This is a genomic window from Caulobacter sp. Root1455, assembly GCF_001426905.1.
Taxonomy (GTDB): Bacteria; Pseudomonadota; Alphaproteobacteria; order Caulobacterales; family Caulobacteraceae; genus Caulobacter.
On record NZ_LMFQ01000001.1, the window covers coordinates 70,353 to 86,901 of the forward strand.

The 16,549-nt window shown below is 69.6% G+C and carries 10 protein-coding genes; 2 read left to right on the forward strand and 8 right to left on the reverse strand.

Features of this window, described 5'->3' with window-relative positions:
- Positions 1–17 precede the first annotated feature (17 nt).
- The 3 genes from ASD21_RS00225 to ASD21_RS00235 form a co-directional block, all read right to left on the reverse strand.
- Positions 18–977 carry a polysaccharide deacetylase family protein gene (locus ASD21_RS00225; RefSeq protein WP_082554569.1) on the reverse strand — a complete coding sequence of 320 codons (960 nt, stop codon included), beginning with the start codon at positions 975–977 and terminating at the stop codon, positions 18–20.
- A 99-nt stretch (positions 978–1,076) separates the two neighbouring features.
- Complete coding sequence (locus tag ASD21_RS00230) at positions 1,077–2,072, reverse strand: helix-turn-helix domain-containing protein (RefSeq protein ID WP_056435054.1); 996 nt, start codon at positions 2,070–2,072, stop codon at positions 1,077–1,079.
- Positions 2,065–3,399, reverse strand: coding sequence for an MFS transporter (locus ASD21_RS00235; protein WP_056435056.1), 1,335 nt, complete (start codon positions 3,397–3,399; stop codon positions 2,065–2,067). Before ASD21_RS00235 ends, ASD21_RS00230 begins: the two co-directional genes overlap by 8 nt.
- Positions 3,400–3,840: 441 nt before the next feature.
- Between ASD21_RS00235 and ASD21_RS00240 the strand changes: the two genes are divergently transcribed.
- A complete protein-coding gene (locus ASD21_RS00240; protein WP_156398235.1) occupies positions 3,841–9,288 on the forward strand; it encodes an autotransporter domain-containing protein in 5,448 nt (1,815 codons plus the stop codon).
- Between the two features lie 91 nt (positions 9,289–9,379).
- Here ASD21_RS00240 and ASD21_RS00245 read toward each other — a convergent pair whose 3' ends face one another.
- From ASD21_RS00245 to ASD21_RS00265, 5 genes are all read right to left on the reverse strand, one after another.
- Positions 9,380–10,153: an outer membrane protein gene (locus ASD21_RS00245; RefSeq protein WP_056435060.1), complete on the reverse strand. Its 774-nt coding sequence runs from the start codon at positions 10,151–10,153 to the stop codon at positions 9,380–9,382.
- Between the two features lie 139 nt (positions 10,154–10,292).
- The gene (locus ASD21_RS00250; protein WP_056435062.1) at positions 10,293–10,865 is read right to left on the reverse strand and encodes an OmpA family protein; all 573 of its coding nucleotides are present in this window, start codon (positions 10,863–10,865) and stop codon (positions 10,293–10,295) included.
- 120 nt (positions 10,866–10,985) lie between these two features.
- Positions 10,986–12,086 (reverse strand): amidohydrolase family protein, encoded by a 1,101-nt coding sequence (locus ASD21_RS00255; RefSeq protein WP_056436209.1) that lies wholly within the window; start codon positions 12,084–12,086, stop codon positions 10,986–10,988.
- Between the two features lie 203 nt (positions 12,087–12,289).
- Complete coding sequence (glsA, locus tag ASD21_RS00260; RefSeq protein WP_200941374.1) at positions 12,290–13,333, reverse strand: glutaminase A; 1,044 nt, start codon at positions 13,331–13,333, stop codon at positions 12,290–12,292.
- Positions 13,334–13,356: 23 nt separating this feature from the next.
- Positions 13,357–14,598, reverse strand: a complete 1,242-nt coding sequence (locus ASD21_RS00265) for a DcaP family trimeric outer membrane transporter (RefSeq protein ID WP_156390569.1) — start codon at positions 14,596–14,598, stop codon at positions 13,357–13,359.
- Between the two features lie 144 nt (positions 14,599–14,742).
- Between ASD21_RS00265 and ASD21_RS00270 the strand changes: the two genes are divergently transcribed.
- Positions 14,743–16,443 carry an OprO/OprP family phosphate-selective porin gene (locus ASD21_RS00270; protein ID WP_156390568.1) on the forward strand — a complete coding sequence of 567 codons (1,701 nt, stop codon included), beginning with the start codon at positions 14,743–14,745 and terminating at the stop codon, positions 16,441–16,443.
- Positions 16,444–16,549: the final 106 nt, after the last annotated feature.

The window sequence follows — 16,549 nt, forward strand, 5'->3', positions numbered from 1 at the left end:
AAACCGACGGAGCGCCCCTATCGGCACATCTTGTCGAGATCGGCGAACGGCAGGTCCAACTTGGGAACCGCCAGTCCCTTGGCCTTCATGGCCTCTTCCAGGGTGGTGGGCGCGCTGGTCGCCTGGGTCTTGAAGTCGGGGGCGTAGAACTTGTCGCGCTCGGCCTCCTCCAGGCTGACGAAGGTGACGCCGTTGTCCCGGTACAGTTTCAGCAGGCGGGGCGCCATCCGCGCGTCGAAGGCCCCGGCGTGCATCAGCAGCACATAGGGAATGTCGCGGCCGTAGAGGGCGGCCGACAGGCCGCGCGAATAGTCCAGGCTGTCCTTGGCGGCCTTAAGATAGCTGGCCTCCAGCACCGCCACCGCCGCCGCGTCGCCCTTGGTCATGCAGCGGGCGTAGGGCTCGTTCCAGGCATAGTCGCCGAAGCTCATGGTGACGCTGGCGATGCGGTAGCCACGGGCCTTGAGCGCCTCGCGGGCGGCGACGCGCTTGTCCGGCGTCTCTCCCTCGCTGAGGAACGGATAGCGCAGCCAGCGCCAGTCCTGGCCGGCCATGTGCTTTTCCAGCAGCGGCTCGTCGCGGACGAGATCGGCCTCCCAGTCGGCCAGGCTGTTGGTGTTGAGGTTCATATGCGACCAGGTGTGGTTGGCCAGCGGATGGCCCGCCGCGCGCCACAGCGACAGCACGCCCACCGAATCCGGCTCGCGCTCCTCGCCCACGCCGTTGATGAAGCCATAGACCGGCCCCGTCCCCGCGTCGTGGAAAGCGGCCAGCAGCCGGCCCGCGACGTCGATGCGGCTGACGCCCGGCGGCAGGGCGCTGTGGGTGGGCAGGTCGTCGAAGGTCAGGGCCATCTTCACCGGCGTGGCGGCGTGGCCGGCGCCCGCCGCGGCGGCGAAGACCAGCGGCGCGATCCGGCGCGCCCAAAGCCCCGCCCGCGCGCGTCGCGCGGCGCCCTTGCGACCCTCGATGTCCATGCGTCCTCCCGTTTCATTCCTTGGCGAATGATAACGGTAACAATTATGCCGTCCTTCGCCTTCGCCGCAAGGCCGTTCGCACGCCCGCCGCGTCGAGAGTCAGGTGATCTCGCCCATCAGCGCGTCCCAGCGCCGCCGCGACAGCTCGGCCCGCGCCGAGACCGAGGTGGCGGCGCGGATCTGGCGGCGGTAGTCGCCCGGGCTGGTCGCGAAGGCCTTGCGGAACAGCCGGCCCATGTGGCTCTCGGACTTGAAGCCGCAGGCCTGGGCGATGTCGGCCAGCGGGCGGTCGTCGGCCGGATCGCCCAGCGCCGCGCGCAGCCGCACCAGGCGGCGGGTCTGGATGACGCCGCCGATCCCGCCGTCCGGCTGGAAGATGCGGTAGAGGGTGGCGCGCGAGACGCCGGTGGCGTCGCAGATCGCGTCCGCCGTCAGGTCCGACGCCAGATTGGCCTCGATGAAGCGCTTGACCGACTCCCGGCGGGCGAACTCCAGGCGGCGCAGGTCGGCGCCGCGGCTGAGCTCGACGCTGCCGGCCGCGACGGTCAACAGGTCGATGAAGGCCCGCGACACCGCCGGCAGATCAGCCTCGCCGATCTCGGACGCGCGGGCGGCCAGCGAGGTCATGTAGTCGGCCAGCAGCAGGGCCTTGTCCTGGTCGACGACCCGGCCGTGCAGGCCCGCGGTCGAGCCCAGGGCCGCCTGCAGCACCTCGCGCGAGACGCTGGCGGTGACGACCCGGGTCGTGACCGCCCGGTTGCGCATCGGACGGGTCATGTCCAGCAGGACGATCTGGCCCGGCGCGATCTCCACGAAGCCCTCGCCGCCGTCGACCTCGAACCGGCCTTCGACGACCAGTTGGACCGTGAAGTGATCGAACTGGTCGCGGCGCACGCGCTCGGCCGAGCGCTCGTGGGCGACGCCGGCCAACCGCCGGTCGAACAGCAGGATTCCGGCCAGCCGCCAGCCCGCGACCTCGGCGAAGAACGCGCCGTCCAGGCCCGTCACGTCGGCGCCGGACGCGTAGAGCTCGCGATAGACGTCCAGTCCGACCCCGTCGGTCTCGGACGCGAACTGCAGGAACTGCTCAGCCATCAAGCCTCGTCGTCGCTTCCGCCGATTGAACAACGCGCGCCCACGCCCGGCGGCCGCCCCAGGCCAGCAGCGAGGCGGCCAGGCCGGCCGCCAGGGTGGTGCAGAACAGCGCCTTGCCCAGCTGGCCGGGTCCGAAAACCCGGTCGCTGAGCAGGCCGATGACCGGCGGGCCCAGGCCGACGCCGATCAGGGTGGTGGCGGCGAAGAAGACGGCGTTGGAGGCGCCGTGGGCGGTGGACAGCATCGGCTGGTACATGGCCAGGAACACCACCGCCGCGCCGCCGCCGAACACGGTCAGCATGAAGAAGCCGGCGCCGACCGCGGCCAGGGTCGGCGTGACGCACAGCAGGCCCGCCCCGACCCCGCACAGCGCCATGGACGCGGCGATGACCAGGCTGGGCGCGCGTCCCGCGCGGCGGCAAAGGTCGGTCAGGGCCCCGCCGCTCAGATGGCCCAAAGGCGCGCCGACCAAGACGATCAGTCCGCTGAACACGCCGCTGCGGGCCGGCGACAGGGCCAGCTCGCGCTGCAGCAGCGTGGGCAGCCAGGCGCTGGCCGCCTGGATCAGCACGATGACGCAGCCGGCCGCCAGCAGGTGGACGCCGAACGTCGTCGGCCGGGCCCGCATCTGCTCGAGGACGGGCAGCAGGGAGGGCCGCCGGCTTGAGACCGGGGGCGTCGTTGGGCTCGCCGCCTCGCGGGCGTCGACGAACAGCAGCCCGGCGGCGACCATCAGGTTGGGCAGGGCGCTGAGGAAGAACAGCACGCGCCAGGCCTCCAGCCCCGGGAACACCGCCCGCACCAGCGGCGAGGCGCTCCAGGCCAGCAGCGCGCCGCCCAGCAGCATGGCGCCGCTGCGGCCCAGGGCCGAGCCGGTGGTGAACACCGAGATCGAGCGGCCGACATCCTGGGCGGGCGTCCGGGCCACGATCAGCGACAGGGCGGTCGGCTGGACCAGGGCCTGGCAGAGGCCCAGCAGCAGCCGGCTCAACACCAGTTGCTCCAGGCTCCGAGCCAGGCCGAAACCGATGCTGGCCAGGGTCCACAGCAGCAGGCTGCCGGCCAGCACCCTCAACGGCGGCGCCCGGTCGACCAGGTGACCGACGGCCAGGGTCGAGACCACGAAGAACAGCACGAAGGCCGGGCCCTGCAGCAGGCCCAGGGCCGTGTCGCTGAGCAGAAACCGCTGCTTGAGCAGGGGCAGGATCAGGGCCGGCAGGTTGCGGTCGGCCTGCATCAGGAAATGGGTCAGCGCCAGCAGGCCCAGCGGCGCGCCCGTCGTCCAGCCCCACCTTGCCGCGCGCGACGCCGCTTTCGTTTCCGTCATGTCCGCCCCCGGATCCCGCTAGACCGAAGACGGTGTTGGCGCGTCCACGCCGAGCGCCCGGCCCTGGGGTCGTTCAGAGCGCGGCAGCTCGACAACAGACTCAGACATACTGACGCTCGGTGATTTGTCGCGACAAGAGGGCAGACGGCGCCCCCATCGTCAACCGATCGAACGCCCAGATCCGGTCGGCGCCGCGCGGACAGACCGCCGATGCATCGAGATGCGCGAAATCGCCGCCGGACGGGCAAGCTTGACCACGCAAGGCCCAGGCGTCTCACGCTTGAGCTATATTGGAAGATTATTTCTTTCCCCTGCGTCCCAAGTCGCCTGAACCCTCGACTTCAACAGTAAATTGGAAATGTTTTTGCGACCCCTTCCGCAGCTCGGCCGAAAGAATGCGCGTGGCGCGCCTTCGGCGAGTTTGTTTTTCGGGGGCTAGACATGTCGAGTAACCACCAATTCAAAACCAAGGGCGCCCGTGCGCCGGTCGGCCGGGCGATGCTGCTGACGGGCACGGCCCTGGGGCTTTCGCTGCTGGTGCAGCCGGCGGTCGCCGCCGACGCCTGCGGCGCGGCCGTTTCGGGCGTGGTGACCTGCCCCGCCGGCGCGATCACCACCGGCGTCAGCTACGTGGCCGGTCCGGACGGACTGACCCTGAACATTCCCGCCGACGCGACGGTCAGCAACACCGACGCCCCCGCGGTCAAGGTCGCGGGCTCGACGGGCGCGGTCACGGTCAACGCCAACGGCGTGACCGGTAACGGCGCGGGCGGCCAAGGCGGCCTGGGCGTTCTGATCACCACCACGACCGGCGCGATCAGCCTCAACGCCGACGACGTCAAGACCACCGCCCTGACCTACAACGGGACTGCCGACCGCACCAACGACGCCCTGACCGCCCTGAGCGACAGCGGCAATATCTCGATCACCGGCAAGCATCTCTCGACCGTCGGCACCTACAGCTCGGCCGTCACCTCGACCTCCGGATCGGGCGACATCACGCTCGACATCGACGGCGCCAGCAGCACCGGCGTCGGCGGCCAGACGGTCGGCGCCTTCGCCTACACCAACGCCCCGGTCGGCGGCACGGTCACCATCGGCGGCGCGGTGACCGCGACGCTGAACAACATCACGGCCACCCACGGCAGCGGCGCCGTGGCCCTGTTCGGTCTGAAGACCGTCAACTTCACCAGCGGCTCGATCACCTCGACGGGCGGTCCCAACGTCTCCGAGTACGGCTCGACCTTCTACGGCGCGGGCCTCCTAGTCCGCAGCTACGCCGGCGACATCGTCGGCACGAGCCAGACGGTCGCCACCACGGGCAAGCGCGACTATGGTGTCAGCCTGACCGCCGCGGCCGGCGACGTGACCTTCACCAGCGACACGGTGACCACCACCGGCGACGGCGCCTACGGGATCACGGCCACCGCCGGCAAGACGGTCAAGGTGACGGCGGCCACCACCAGCACCCAGGGCGCCTCGATCTACGAGAACGGCGCCAACCGCTTCGCCAACGCCATCCAGGTCAGCGGCGGCACGGCGATGATCGTCGACAGCGGCACGGCCTCGACCAAGGGCGACGGCGCCAGCGCCATCTACGCCAACGGCGCGGGTTCGATCTCGATCAAGAGCGGCACGGCCACGGCGACCGGCGGCGTGGCCGTCCTGAACGGCGTCCAGACCTTCGCCAACGCCATCAGCGCCCTGAGCACCGCCGGCGGCATCGACATCGTCAGCGGCGCGGCCAGCACGGCCGGCGCGGGCTCGTGGGCGATCTACGCCTCGGCCGCCAACGGCGCGATCAACATCAACAGCACCAACGCCTCGGCGCTGGGTAACGGCAGCCGGGCGATCTACGCCAACGGCGGCGGCGGCGTGAAGATCGTCAGCGGCACGGCCTCGACCGCGGGCAACTACCTGAACAACACCGTCGATGCGATCATGGCGTTGACCTTCAGCAAGAAGGCCAACATCGACATCACCAGCGGCACGGCCACGACGACGGGCACGTGGGCGCGCGGCGTCTACACCTGGACCACCGAAGGCGACATCGCGATCGACAGCGGCGTCATCTCCACCGCCGGCCTCAATTCGCAAGGCATCCTGGTCGATCTGGACGGCAACGCCGACTACACCGACCACGCCGCGGCCGCCGGCACGGGCGCCCTGAGCATCAAGAGCGGCTCGATCGCGACCCTGGGCGACAACGGCGCCGGCATCGCCATCGACCGCCGGGGCGTCATCGCCGTCGCCAGCGACACGATCAGCACCAAGGGCACGAACGGCTACGGCATCGTGGCGTTCGGCGGCGACGACGTCACCGTCGACAGCGGCAAGATCACCACCGCCGGCTTCACCGCCAGCGGCATCCAGGTGGAAACCGTCGGCCCGGTCTCGATCGTCAGCGACGAGATCTCGACCGCCGGCCACGGCGCGGCGGGCATCCGCGCCATCGGCGGCGAAGGCGTGACCATCGTCAGCGGCGCGATCAGCACCAAGGGCGACAAGGCCGCCGTCGCGGGCGGCCTCGACCGCGCGGCCAGCGGCATCTTCGCCACCAGCGCCGCCGGCTCGGTCGACATCACCAGCGGCTCGATCGCCACCGAGGGCTTCGGCGCCGTCGGCATCCGCGTCACCCAGACCGAGAGCGGCCTCGTCTACGGCTCGCCGCACACGCCCGCGGGCGGGACCGGGACGGTTCATATCGTCAGCGACACGATCAGCACCGCCAAGGGCAACGCCGTCGGCATCTGGGTCGAGAACGCCGGCAAGGTGACCGTCGACAGCGGCGAGATCACCGCCGCCGACGCCTCGGGCATCAATGTCTATGGCAAGGACGGGATCGACATCACGTCCGACAAGATCACCGGCGCCTACGGCGGCCTGTTCGCCTACACCCAGGACGGCCCGATCAACGTCAAGAGCGGCGAGATCACGGTCGGCGCCAAGGGCGACATGGGCATCTACGCCGTCAGCACGACCGGCGCGATCACCATCGACGCCGGCGTGACCCACACCACCAACCTCGGCATGAACAATGGCTGGACCGCCGACGCGGTCGGCGCCTCGTCGAGCGGCGGCCTGATCACCATCAAGAGCGTCGACGCCTCGGCGGTCGGCACCTACGCCTCGGCGGTCTACGGCGTCTCGACCGGCGGCAGGGTGGTGATCGACAGCGGCAAGGCCCGAGCCTCCAGCGACGGGACACTGGCCATCCTGGCCCAGGGCGACAGCGTCGCGGTCACCAGCCAGGACGCCGAGATCACCGGCGCCGGCTCGGTGGCGATCCAGGCGATCGCCAAGAACGGCGACGCCGTCGTGACCTCGGGCCGGGCCGTCGTCAACGGCGACAACGGTCGCGGCCTTGACGTCCGCGCCAGCCACGACGCCGTCGTGACCATCACGGGCGAGACCTCGGGCAGCCTGGTCGGCGCTTCGATCTCGGCCCTGAACCGCTCGAACGCGACCGTCGCGGCCGGCGCCTCGGTCACCTCGACCACCGGCGAAGGCCTGGTGTTCAAGACCACCGCCATCAGCGGTTCGCCGGTCACCGGCGTCACCGCCGGCTACGGCGCGGACCTGACCACCGCCGGCTATATCGGCGGCGGCGCGGGCGCGCGGGCGGTTCTGTTCGGCGGCGGAAATGACACCCTAACCGTCCTGGCCGGCGCCAGCTTCGGCGGCGCCGTCGACGCCGGCGCGGGTCTGGACACCCTGACCCTGAAGGGCGCGGGCCAGGTCAACGCCCAGACCCTGGCCGGCGTGATCGGCTTCGAGACCGCCCTGGTGCAGTCGGGCCAGTTCACCCTGACCCAGAACACCAGCTTCGAGACCACCACCATCACCGGCGGCAAGCTGATCACCACCGCCGACCTGACCAGCCCGGTCACGGTCGGGGCCGGCGGCACGCTGCAGATCGGCGCCGGCGGCGCGACCGGTTCGCTGACCGGCGACCTGGTGTTGAACGGCACGGCGATCTTCAACCGCTCGGACGAGTACGACTACGCCGGCGACATCACCGGCACGGGCGAACTGATCAAGCAAGGCGGCCAGCGCCTGGTGCTGTCGGGCGACTACGGCTTCACCGGCACCACCACGGTGCAGGGCGGCACCGTGCGCATCCTCCACCTGCCGCAAACCGCCGAGGTCCAGGTCGACAACGGCCTGCTCGACCTCAGCGGCCTGACCCAGACCGTCACCAATCTGAGCGGCGGTTCGAACGGCCAGATCTCGATCGAGGGCGGCGCCCTGACCGTGAACCAGGCCGAGACGACCACCTTCTCGGGCGCGATCACCGGCTCGGGCTCGTTCACGATCACCGGCGGCGGCGTCATCGACCTGGCCGGGGCCAACACCTACACCGGCGACACCACGGTCAATGTCGGCAAGCTGAAGGTCAACGGCTCGGTCACCTCGGACGTCACGGTCGGCTCGGCCGGCCTGCTGGGCGGTTCGGGCACGATCACCGGCGACGTGCTGGTCCAGAACGGCGGTCAGGTGACCCCGGGCAACTCGCCCGGGACCCTGCATGTGGCCGGCGACTTCACCTTCGCCACGGGCTCGGTCTACCAGGCCGAAGTCCTGCCGACCGGCGAGCATGACCTGATCGACGCGACGGGCGTGACCACGATCCAGAGCGGCGTCACGGTCCAGGTCCTGGCCGGCGGTCCGACGTCGCAATACGCCCGCCTGTCGCAGTACGGCATCGTCCAGTCGGCCGGCGGCGTGGTCGGCACGTTCGCGGGGGTGACCAGCAACCTGGCGTTCCTGACGCCGAGCCTGAGCTACACCGCCAACGCCGTGCGCCTGAACCTGCTGCGCAACGACATCCGCTTCGCCAGCCTGGCGACCACCCGCAACCAGGCCGAGACGGCGCGGGCCGCCGAAGCCCAGGGCTACGGTTCGGTGATCTACGACGCCCTGGTCACCCAGAGCGCGACGGGCGCGGCCCAGGGCTACGACGCCCTGGACGGCCAGATCCATGCCGACGTCTCGACCCTGCTGCTGGGCGACGCCGGTCGTCTGCGCGACGCGGTCCAGAACCGCGCCTCGGCGCCGGCCGACGCGGTCGGCGGCTGGGGCGACGTCCTGGCCGGCTGGAGCAAGGTCAACGCGGGCGCCGGCGCGGCGGGCGTCAAGACCGCCAGCTCCGGCCTCGTGGTCGGCGGCGACACCGTGGTGGGCGCGACCCGCATCGGCGTCGCGGCCGCCTATGACGACGGCCGCGCCACGGTCTCGGGCCGCAGCAGCCAGGCCGACGCCACCAGCGGCCAACTGGCCGTCTACGCGGCCTCGGCCTTCGGTCCCCTGCGCGCCAATGTCGGCGGCGGCTATGCCTGGTCGTCGGTCGACACCGCGCGGACCGTCTCCTTCCCCGGCGCCCAGGATCGGGTGCAAGGCAAGTACGACGCCAAGACCGCCCAGCTGTTCGCCCAGGTCTCGGTTCCGATGACCTACGGCGCGGCGGTGGTCGAGCCGTTCGCCTCGGGCGCCTATCTGACCGTCAAGACCGACGACGCGGTCGAGACCGGCGGCTTCGCGCGGCTGGACGTCCAGGGCGTCAAGCGCGAGCTGGGCGTGATCGATCTGGGCGTCAAGCTGAAGACCGAGACCGGCTTCGGGACCGACGGCGTGCTGCGTCCGCACGCCTCGATCGCCTGGCGCATGACCACCGGCGACCTGGCCGGCGAGACCTCCAACGCCTTCGCCGGCGGCGTGAACCGCTTCGTGGTGACCGGCGCCAAGGCCTCGGCCGGCGGCGTGGCCCTGCAGCTGGGAGCCGATCTGTTCTCCGGCGACCGGGCCCGTTTCGGCGTCACCTACGACGCGGCCTACGGCGGCGGCTTCGAAGCCCAAGCCATCCGCGCCGGCGGTTCCTGGAAGTTCTAGACATAACCCCTCGGCGAGCCGGCGCCCCAGCCGGCTCGTCACCTCAAAAGGGCCCCGCAAGGGGCCCTTTCTTTTTGGGCGTCAGCCTGACTTAGAACGTGTAGTCGAAGCCGATGCGGAACAGGTTGCCCCGGGCGTCCGCCTCGGAGCTGAGGGTGGCGTAGTTGCTGCCCACCGTGCCCTGCGACTTGATCGTGCCGAAGTCGGAATACAGCCACTCGCCCCGCACCGAGGTGTATTCGCTCAGCGCGAAGGCCGCGCCCAGGCCGGCGGTCCAGCCGAACTTGACGTCGGACTCCTCGTTGTTGCCGGTGATCGGCGGGCTGCGGGTGTCGTAGTATTTGGTCGTCAGCTTGATGTCCGAGGCGGCCACGCCGGCCGTCGCGTAGAACAGCCAGGTGTCCGTCGCGTAGCCGACCCGGGGACGCAGGGTCCACATCCAGTCGGTCTTCATCTTCTGCTCGATCGTGAAATCGATCGGCGGAGCGATCGCCAGGCCCGACCGGTAGGTCTTCTTCCGGTCCTCGCCGAGATTGTAATAGTTGATGTCGGTCTCCAACCCGATCATCCAGCCCCCCGACCAGTAGTTGTAGCCGGCCTGGAACCCGCCGGTGAAACCGACGTCATTGTTGTCGTCCTCCGAGACGGGGGCGTTGATCAGGCCGATGTCGCCCGGCGGGATGACGGCGCCGCCCGAGCCGGACGCCGCCTTCATGGTCAGGGTGGTGTCGGCCTTGGAAGCGCCGATGTTGCCGCCGACGTAATAGCCGTTCCACGGCCCGTCCTGCGCGGCGGCGGCGCCGGCGCCCAGGCAGACAAAGCCGGCCGCGCCAAGGGCGACGGCGATGAACTCGAACTTACGCATACAACTTGTCCTCCAGGGGATTCGATCGGGAGGACAAGGCTTCCGCGTAACGCCCGCCCCTCGGTATCCGGTACGGACCTGAGGGGCGGGCGGACGGGACCGGAGGCGGCGCGCGGTGATCCGCGCGCCGCCGGGGCCGCTATTGCAGGACGCGCAGAACCACGCGACGGCTGGAGGCGTCTTCCTCGGGCGTGCCGACCGCGGTCGGGTGCTCCTCGCCCCAGGAGACCGTCTCCATGTTGGAGAGCGGAATGCCCAGGCTCGACAGGAATCGCCGGGTTTCCAGGGCGCGCTTTGCGCCCAGGACACGGTTCTTGTCGGTGTCGCCACGCGTGTCGGCGCCGCCGACGATCTCGATGAAGACCGGCTTGTTGTCGGCCTTCAGCTTGTCGGCGAAAGCGGTGAGCGTCGCCTTGGCCTCGTCGGAGAGGTCCCACTTGGCGGTCTCGAAGGTGATCGAGTCGGTGTCGCTGACCACCGTGCGGACCAAGTGCTGTTGGGCGGCGTCCGCCTTCGCGCTCGCCGCCTGGGCGGTCTTGTCCACCTCGTCGACACGCCCGGACAGCGCCGTGACCCTGGCGTCGACGGCGTCGACGCGGGCATTGACCGCGGCCACATGCTCGTCGACATAAGACTCCGTGGCGCAGCCGCTCAAGGCCAGCCCGCTAGCGACCACAACAGCGGCCGCGACGCCCGATAGATAGTGCCCCATGATGGGTCTCCCAGCTTCTTGCCAAACGCAGGTGAGAGGATGGCGCCGGGGACGAGAAGACCTATCAGGTGTAGACCTGAGCCTTGACCTCAGTATACCCGAAGCTGGGCCGCCGGATTCCTATTGGCCGGCGTTCGCCTTCTCCCAGGTCCGCACCTTGACCCGGGCGGCGTCGAAAAGACGCTCATAATTGCCCTTTCGGACGGCAAGGCTGGCTTCGGGCGTCAGGTCCTTGAAGACCGGATCCCAGAGGTGGAACACGCGCAGCTGGGCGGCCTGATTGGACGGAGCCACATTGTCGGTGCCGAACAGGAAGCGGTCGGGGTATTTGTTGAGCATCGCCGCCGTGACCTTGGCGCTTTCCGGCGTCGCGACCGCGTACTTGGCCACCTCGTCCCAGGAAATATCGAAGTAGACGTGCTTCAGCGTCGGATCGACGAGCATGGCTTCGAGAATCTCGAAGTGGCGTGGACTGCGCTCGGTGCCGGCCTCGGCGTTGGCCGAGACCTGCGCGGGATGGACGACGCGCCCCAGGCCCGTGTGCGCCCAGATCACGGTCGTCTTCGGATGACGCCGCAGCAGGGCCTTCATCTGCTGAAGATAGACCGGCTCCGCGTCGGTCTTGGCGAAAGGCATGTCGATGTCGTTGTGCATGATCACCACTAGGCCGACCTCGCCGGCGAGGTCGAGAATCCGGTCGACGGCCGGATCGGTGAGGCTGGCGGTCACGCCGGCGACCTTCGGCGAGACGAACTCCTTGTGGATCGAGAACTCGCCGATGCCGGTGAACACGCCGGGATAGGTCGTCAGCACCCGCCGTATATGATCGACGGCGTACATGTCCGAAGGGTTGAAGCCGGTGATCATCGGATCCAGCCGGGCCCGATCCTTGGGCGGCAGCGACAGGTAGCTGGTGGCGATGAAGGCGTCGGTGAACGAGTAGTAGTAGAGCGGCGCGTCGCTCTGCAGGTAGTAGTTCGGCGCGAAGTCACCCGAGTTGGCGTAGGACCACATCTGCTGAAGCGGGATGCCGAACAGGGTCGAGCGACCGACCTTGTCGCCCATGATCTCCATGTACTTCCTGATGTCGGTGCCCTGCTGGATGTAGTTCGTCAGATGGAAGTGGGAGTCGTTGAAAAGGTAGGTCTCGGTCGCGGTCGGCGGGGCGGTCGGCGGAGCCGCCGCCGCCTGGGCGGCGAATGGCGCCGCGGCGCCAAGCATCCATAGCGCGAGCGCGATGAGCGGTCGCTTGGTGCAGCCCATCATCCCGGCAGAATGAACGGAGCGCATGGTGATCTTCCTACTGGGGTCGCCGGACCCGCCGCCAGGATCGACCTGACGGCGGCGCGAGCGAGGGGAGCATCACGCCGACCCTCGGCCGGCGCCGATCCTTGGCGATGACCTGAAGAGCCGTCGGGGTCGGATCAGGTCGGCTTCACGTCATAGGGATTGCCGCCCAGGGCTTGCGAGATGTCGATGATCGCGCGCTGGCCCCGGACGCTGTTGCCGGCGGCGTCGAGCGGCGGGGCGAAGGTCCCGATCCCGAACTTGCCCGGCGACACGGCGATCAGCCCGCCGCCCACGCCGCTCTTGGCCGGCAGGCCGGCGTGGAACAGCCACTTGCCGCTGTCGTCGTAGAGGCCGGCGGTGGCCATCACGGCCAACAGTCGCGCCACGTGTTTGGGATCGATCACCTGCTTCTTGGTGATCGGGTTCTTGCCGCCGTTGGCCAGGGTGGCGGCCATGTTGCCAAGGTCCTTGGCGTTGACCGCGATCGCGCACTGACGCGTGTAGATGTCGGTGGCCACGGCCGGATCGCTCTTGAACCGCTCATAGGCCCACATCAGGGCGCCGATGGCGCGGTTGCGCTGGTTGGTGTCGGCCTCGGACTTGTAGACCTCCTGGTCGACCGACAGCTGGCGGCCGGCGAAGTCGGAATGCAGCGCCAGGATCTTCTTCCACACCTCGTCGGGCGTGCCCTTGACCATGCCGGTGGTGGCGATGGCCCCGGGGTTGACCAGCGGGTTCATCTCCTTGCCGCGGAACTGCTCGATCGCGACGATCGAGTTGAACACCTGCCCCGTGGCGTCGACGCCGATGCTGTCCTCGATCAGGTCCTCGCCGGATTCCTGGAACACCAGGGCCAGGGTGAACACCTTGGAGATCGACTGGATCGAGAAGGTCGGCGTGATGTCGCCGGCGGTCGACAGCGCCCCCTGCGGCGTGGCCAGGGCGATGCCGAAATAGTTCGACGGCACCTTGGCCAGGGCGGGGATGTAGTCGGCGTTCTTGCCTTCGTTGAGGCCCTTGAACTTGTCGTAGGCGGCCTTGACCGCGGCGTCCGCCGAGGCGGCGCTAGGCTGGGCGAAGGCCGGGGCGGCCACCAGGCCGGCGCCGGCGGTCAGGCCGAACCCCAGGGCGGCGATGCCTCTGGCGAGGTCCCGACGCGAGGCGTTTGATTGCATCATCGGATTGCGCTCCAGGCTGCTGGCTATCGGAAATCGTTGCTCGAGAAGCTGTACTTGAAGGACACCTGGATCCGGGTGTCGTCGCCCTTGTTGCCGTCGAAGTCCTCGCGCTCGCCCCACAGCAGCTCGCCGCCGATCAGGATCCGCGGGTCGGGCGTGTAGAGGACGTTGGCCGAGGCGTACTGGCCCGTCTGGTAGGCGTCCGCCGCCTGGAAGTTGGTGTTGTCGACCTTGGTCATGCTCCAGCCGACGGAGCTGCTCCACTGGTCGTTCCAGTAGTGGTCGTAATAGGCCGTCAGGCCCAGCAGCGGCAGCACGTCGCCGTACAGCGAGCCAGGCGGCACGGGAGGGGCGCCGACGATCGGCTGCGAGATCCCGGGCTTGGCCTTGGGCCCCATGTCGGTGCCGCCGTCGTTCATGTAGCTGGCGATGCCTTCGCCATAGACGACGCCCAGATGGACGACGTCCTTCTGACCGGCCTTGATGTTGGAGGTCAGGTTCAGGCCCCAGCCCATCTTGTGGGACGACGGCTCGTTGTTCGGGGCGCCCTTGGTCTCATAGCCGACGCGGCGCAGGATGCCCGCCAGCTGGACGTGCCCCCAGTCTCCGGCATAGCGATAGTGACCGGTCAGGTCGGGCAGTTCCTCGTCGCCCTGGATGTTGGAGCCCAACGTCGGATCGACGATGCGGACGTTGCCCGGGTCGATGTCGTTGCCGGGCTTTTCGAGCGCGATCGCGAACCGGCCGGCGCCGGACCCGAAAGTATAGCGGATCTGCGGGGTGCGCACGAACACCATGCCCGTCGGTCCCCAGTACTCGATCGTGTTGGGGAAGATGTCGCCGTCCATGAACACGCTGTTGGTCTGGCCGGCCAGCACCGGGCCCCACTGGCCATAGGCGTGGCGGAGGCGGAACGTCGTCTGGCCCGCGTCGCCGCCGACCCCGAACAGGTCGAACTCGAACTTCACGAACAGGGGCTTGCCGGCGATCTCCTGCTGCGCCTTCACGCCGAACCGGCTCTGCTTGACGCTGATCGAGGTCTGGCCGTTGTCGCCGAAAGTGTCTTCGGTGGTCGGAATTTTCGAGGGCCTCAGGGCGTCGTCCCAAAGCGGGTCGACCCGGTTGAAATCCTGGGTGAAGTCGACCTGCGCGAAGCCGTAGACCTCGAACTTCGGCTCGTCGGCGGCCTGCGCCGCTCCGGCCAGACCCGTGATGGCGGTCGCCACCAGCAGATGCGGCGCGAGCCGCCCGTAAGGAATTCGCATCTTAATCCCCTGTCGCCTTACCCGTTGTCCGGCTCTCGTCTTTCGCGATGACCGGCGCGCACTACGCACGCGAAACCTCGGCAGGTTAGGAGCCGACACGTCCGGGAAAGTATCGGGTGGGCGCCTGATACGACCCGAGGTGGATTGCCCGGGGCCCGGCGGCCTCCGGCCAAGCCTTTCGCCAAGCGACAAGGCTGGGGCGTCGGCGCCCCGGCGGCTCGGGAATACGCCGGATGGCCCCGGCCCGCGGCCCACCCGACGCTGGCGACAAACCCGGAGACCGCCCATGACCCACGCCCGGACCCTCGCCGCCGCGGCCGCCGCCAGAGACCTGGCCGGAGACTTCGGCTGACCCTGGCGCTGCTCGTCGCGGCGGCGCTCGTTGCGACCGATGCGCCGCCCGAGACGCCGGCCGAGCCGACCCCACAGGTCAGCGGCGCCGCCGCGACGCCCCCCGCTCCCGCCGCCGAACCCCAACAGAAGGCGCCTCCGGCCGAGGATCAGGCGGAAGCGCCCAACGCCCTGCTGTTCGTGCCCATGAAGCTGCTCTCGGTGCTCGACCAGGACTTCAGCATCGGGCCGTGGACCTTTCGCGGCTACATTCAGTTCGACGGCGCCGACTACACGCAAGAGCCCGCCGGCCCGCCGGAGACCGACTTCCGGCGCGGCGCCATCGGCAGCGGCGACACCCTGGACGCCCAGGCCCTGGCCGACGGCTCCTACCTCCGCAAGGCCCGCCTGGGCGGCGAGGGCCAGTGGGGCGAGAACCTCTCGTATCGCGCCATGTTCGACATCGGCGGGCGCGACGAGCAGGGCGAAGCCCGCATCGCCGAGGTCTGGGCCCGTTACAGCCGCTTCGCGCCGTACGTGCTGATCGTCGGCGCCTATCCCCAGCTGGCCAACATGGAGGACGCCACCAGCACCGACGCCAATCCGTTCCTGGAACGGGCGACGGCGGCCAATCTGGCGCGGGGCCTGGGCGGCGGCGACGGCCGGTTGGGGATCACCGTGCGGCGCGCGACCCGCAACTGGATGACCGCGATCAGCCTGACCGGGCCCGTCCTCCACGAGGACGACGAGACGTCGCCCCGGTCGGCGGTCGTCGCCCGAACCTCGCGGGCCTTCTATCCGTCCAAGACCTCCAGCGTCCACGTGGGCGGATCGCTGATCTACGTGCTGTCCCCGGGCAAGAGCCAGGACGGCCGGACCCCGGGGTTCGGCTTTCGGCTGATGGCCACGCCGGAAGTGCGGGTCGACGACACGCCCCTGCTCGACACCGGCGACCTCATCGCCGACCACGCCAAGGTGCTGGGCCTGGAGTTCGCCGCCCGTCGCCGCAACCTGTTCCTGCAGGCCGAGGCCTTCGATTTCGCGGTGGAGCGCGCCGCGAGCGAGGCCCCGCGCGACGCGCACTTCTCCGGCTTCTATGTGCAGGGCAGCTGGATCATCACCGGCGAGGCGAGGCGCTTCGACCAGACGCGCGCCGTGTTCGGCCGTCCCCTGACCAGGCATCCGCTGCGCGAAGGCGGCTGGGGTGCCTGGGAGCTGGCCTTCCGCTACAGCCGGATGGACGCCAACTCCAACGCCGGCCGCCTCGGCGCGCCCCCGCCGCCGGGCGGCGTCCGCGGCGGCGACCAGACCATCCTGAACCTGGCGCTGAACTGGTATCCCTCCGACCGCATCCGCCTGATGCTGAACGCCATGCATGTGAAGGTGGATCGCCTGAACCCCGCCGGTCCCGCCGATCCCGAGCCTTTCGGCCCGGCCCCGCTGACCCCGCCGGTCGGCGTGCAGATCGGGCAAACCCTGGACATCCTGGCTCTGCGGCTCCGCTATTCCTTCTAGTAGGCGGAACCTGACGTTCCAACCTCGGGGTGTACGGCGGCCGGTCGAGGGTTTTCCCCGATGGTGGTCCTCGCCGGCATGGCGATGCTTAGCTCAGCAGATCGAG

Bases quoted from the DNA above. Each gene is read 5' to 3' on its own strand.
- ASD21_RS00225 (WP_082554569.1), bottom strand. From the start codon at position 977: ATGGACATCGAGGGTCGCAAGGGCGCCGCGCGACGCGCGCGGGCGGGG.
- ASD21_RS00230 (WP_056435054.1), bottom strand. From the start codon at position 2,072: ATGGCTGAGCAGTTCCTGCAGTTCGCGTCCGAGACCGACGGGGTCGGA.
- ASD21_RS00235 (WP_056435056.1), bottom strand. From the start codon at position 3,399: ATGACGGAAACGAAAGCGGCGTCGCGCGCGGCAAGGTGGGGCTGGACG.
- ASD21_RS00240 (WP_156398235.1), top strand. From the start codon at position 3,841: ATGTCGAGTAACCACCAATTCAAAACCAAGGGCGCCCGTGCGCCGGTC.
- ASD21_RS00245 (WP_056435060.1), bottom strand. From the start codon at position 10,153: ATGCGTAAGTTCGAGTTCATCGCCGTCGCCCTTGGCGCGGCCGGCTTT.
- ASD21_RS00250 (WP_056435062.1), bottom strand. From the start codon at position 10,865: ATGGGGCACTATCTATCGGGCGTCGCGGCCGCTGTTGTGGTCGCTAGC.
- ASD21_RS00255 (WP_056436209.1), bottom strand. From the start codon at position 12,086: ATGCTTGGCGCCGCGGCGCCATTCGCCGCCCAGGCGGCGGCGGCTCCG.
- glsA (WP_200941374.1), bottom strand. From the start codon at position 13,333: ATGATGCAATCAAACGCCTCGCGTCGGGACCTCGCCAGAGGCATCGCC.
- ASD21_RS00265 (WP_156390569.1), bottom strand. From the start codon at position 14,598: ATGCGAATTCCTTACGGGCGGCTCGCGCCGCATCTGCTGGTGGCGACC.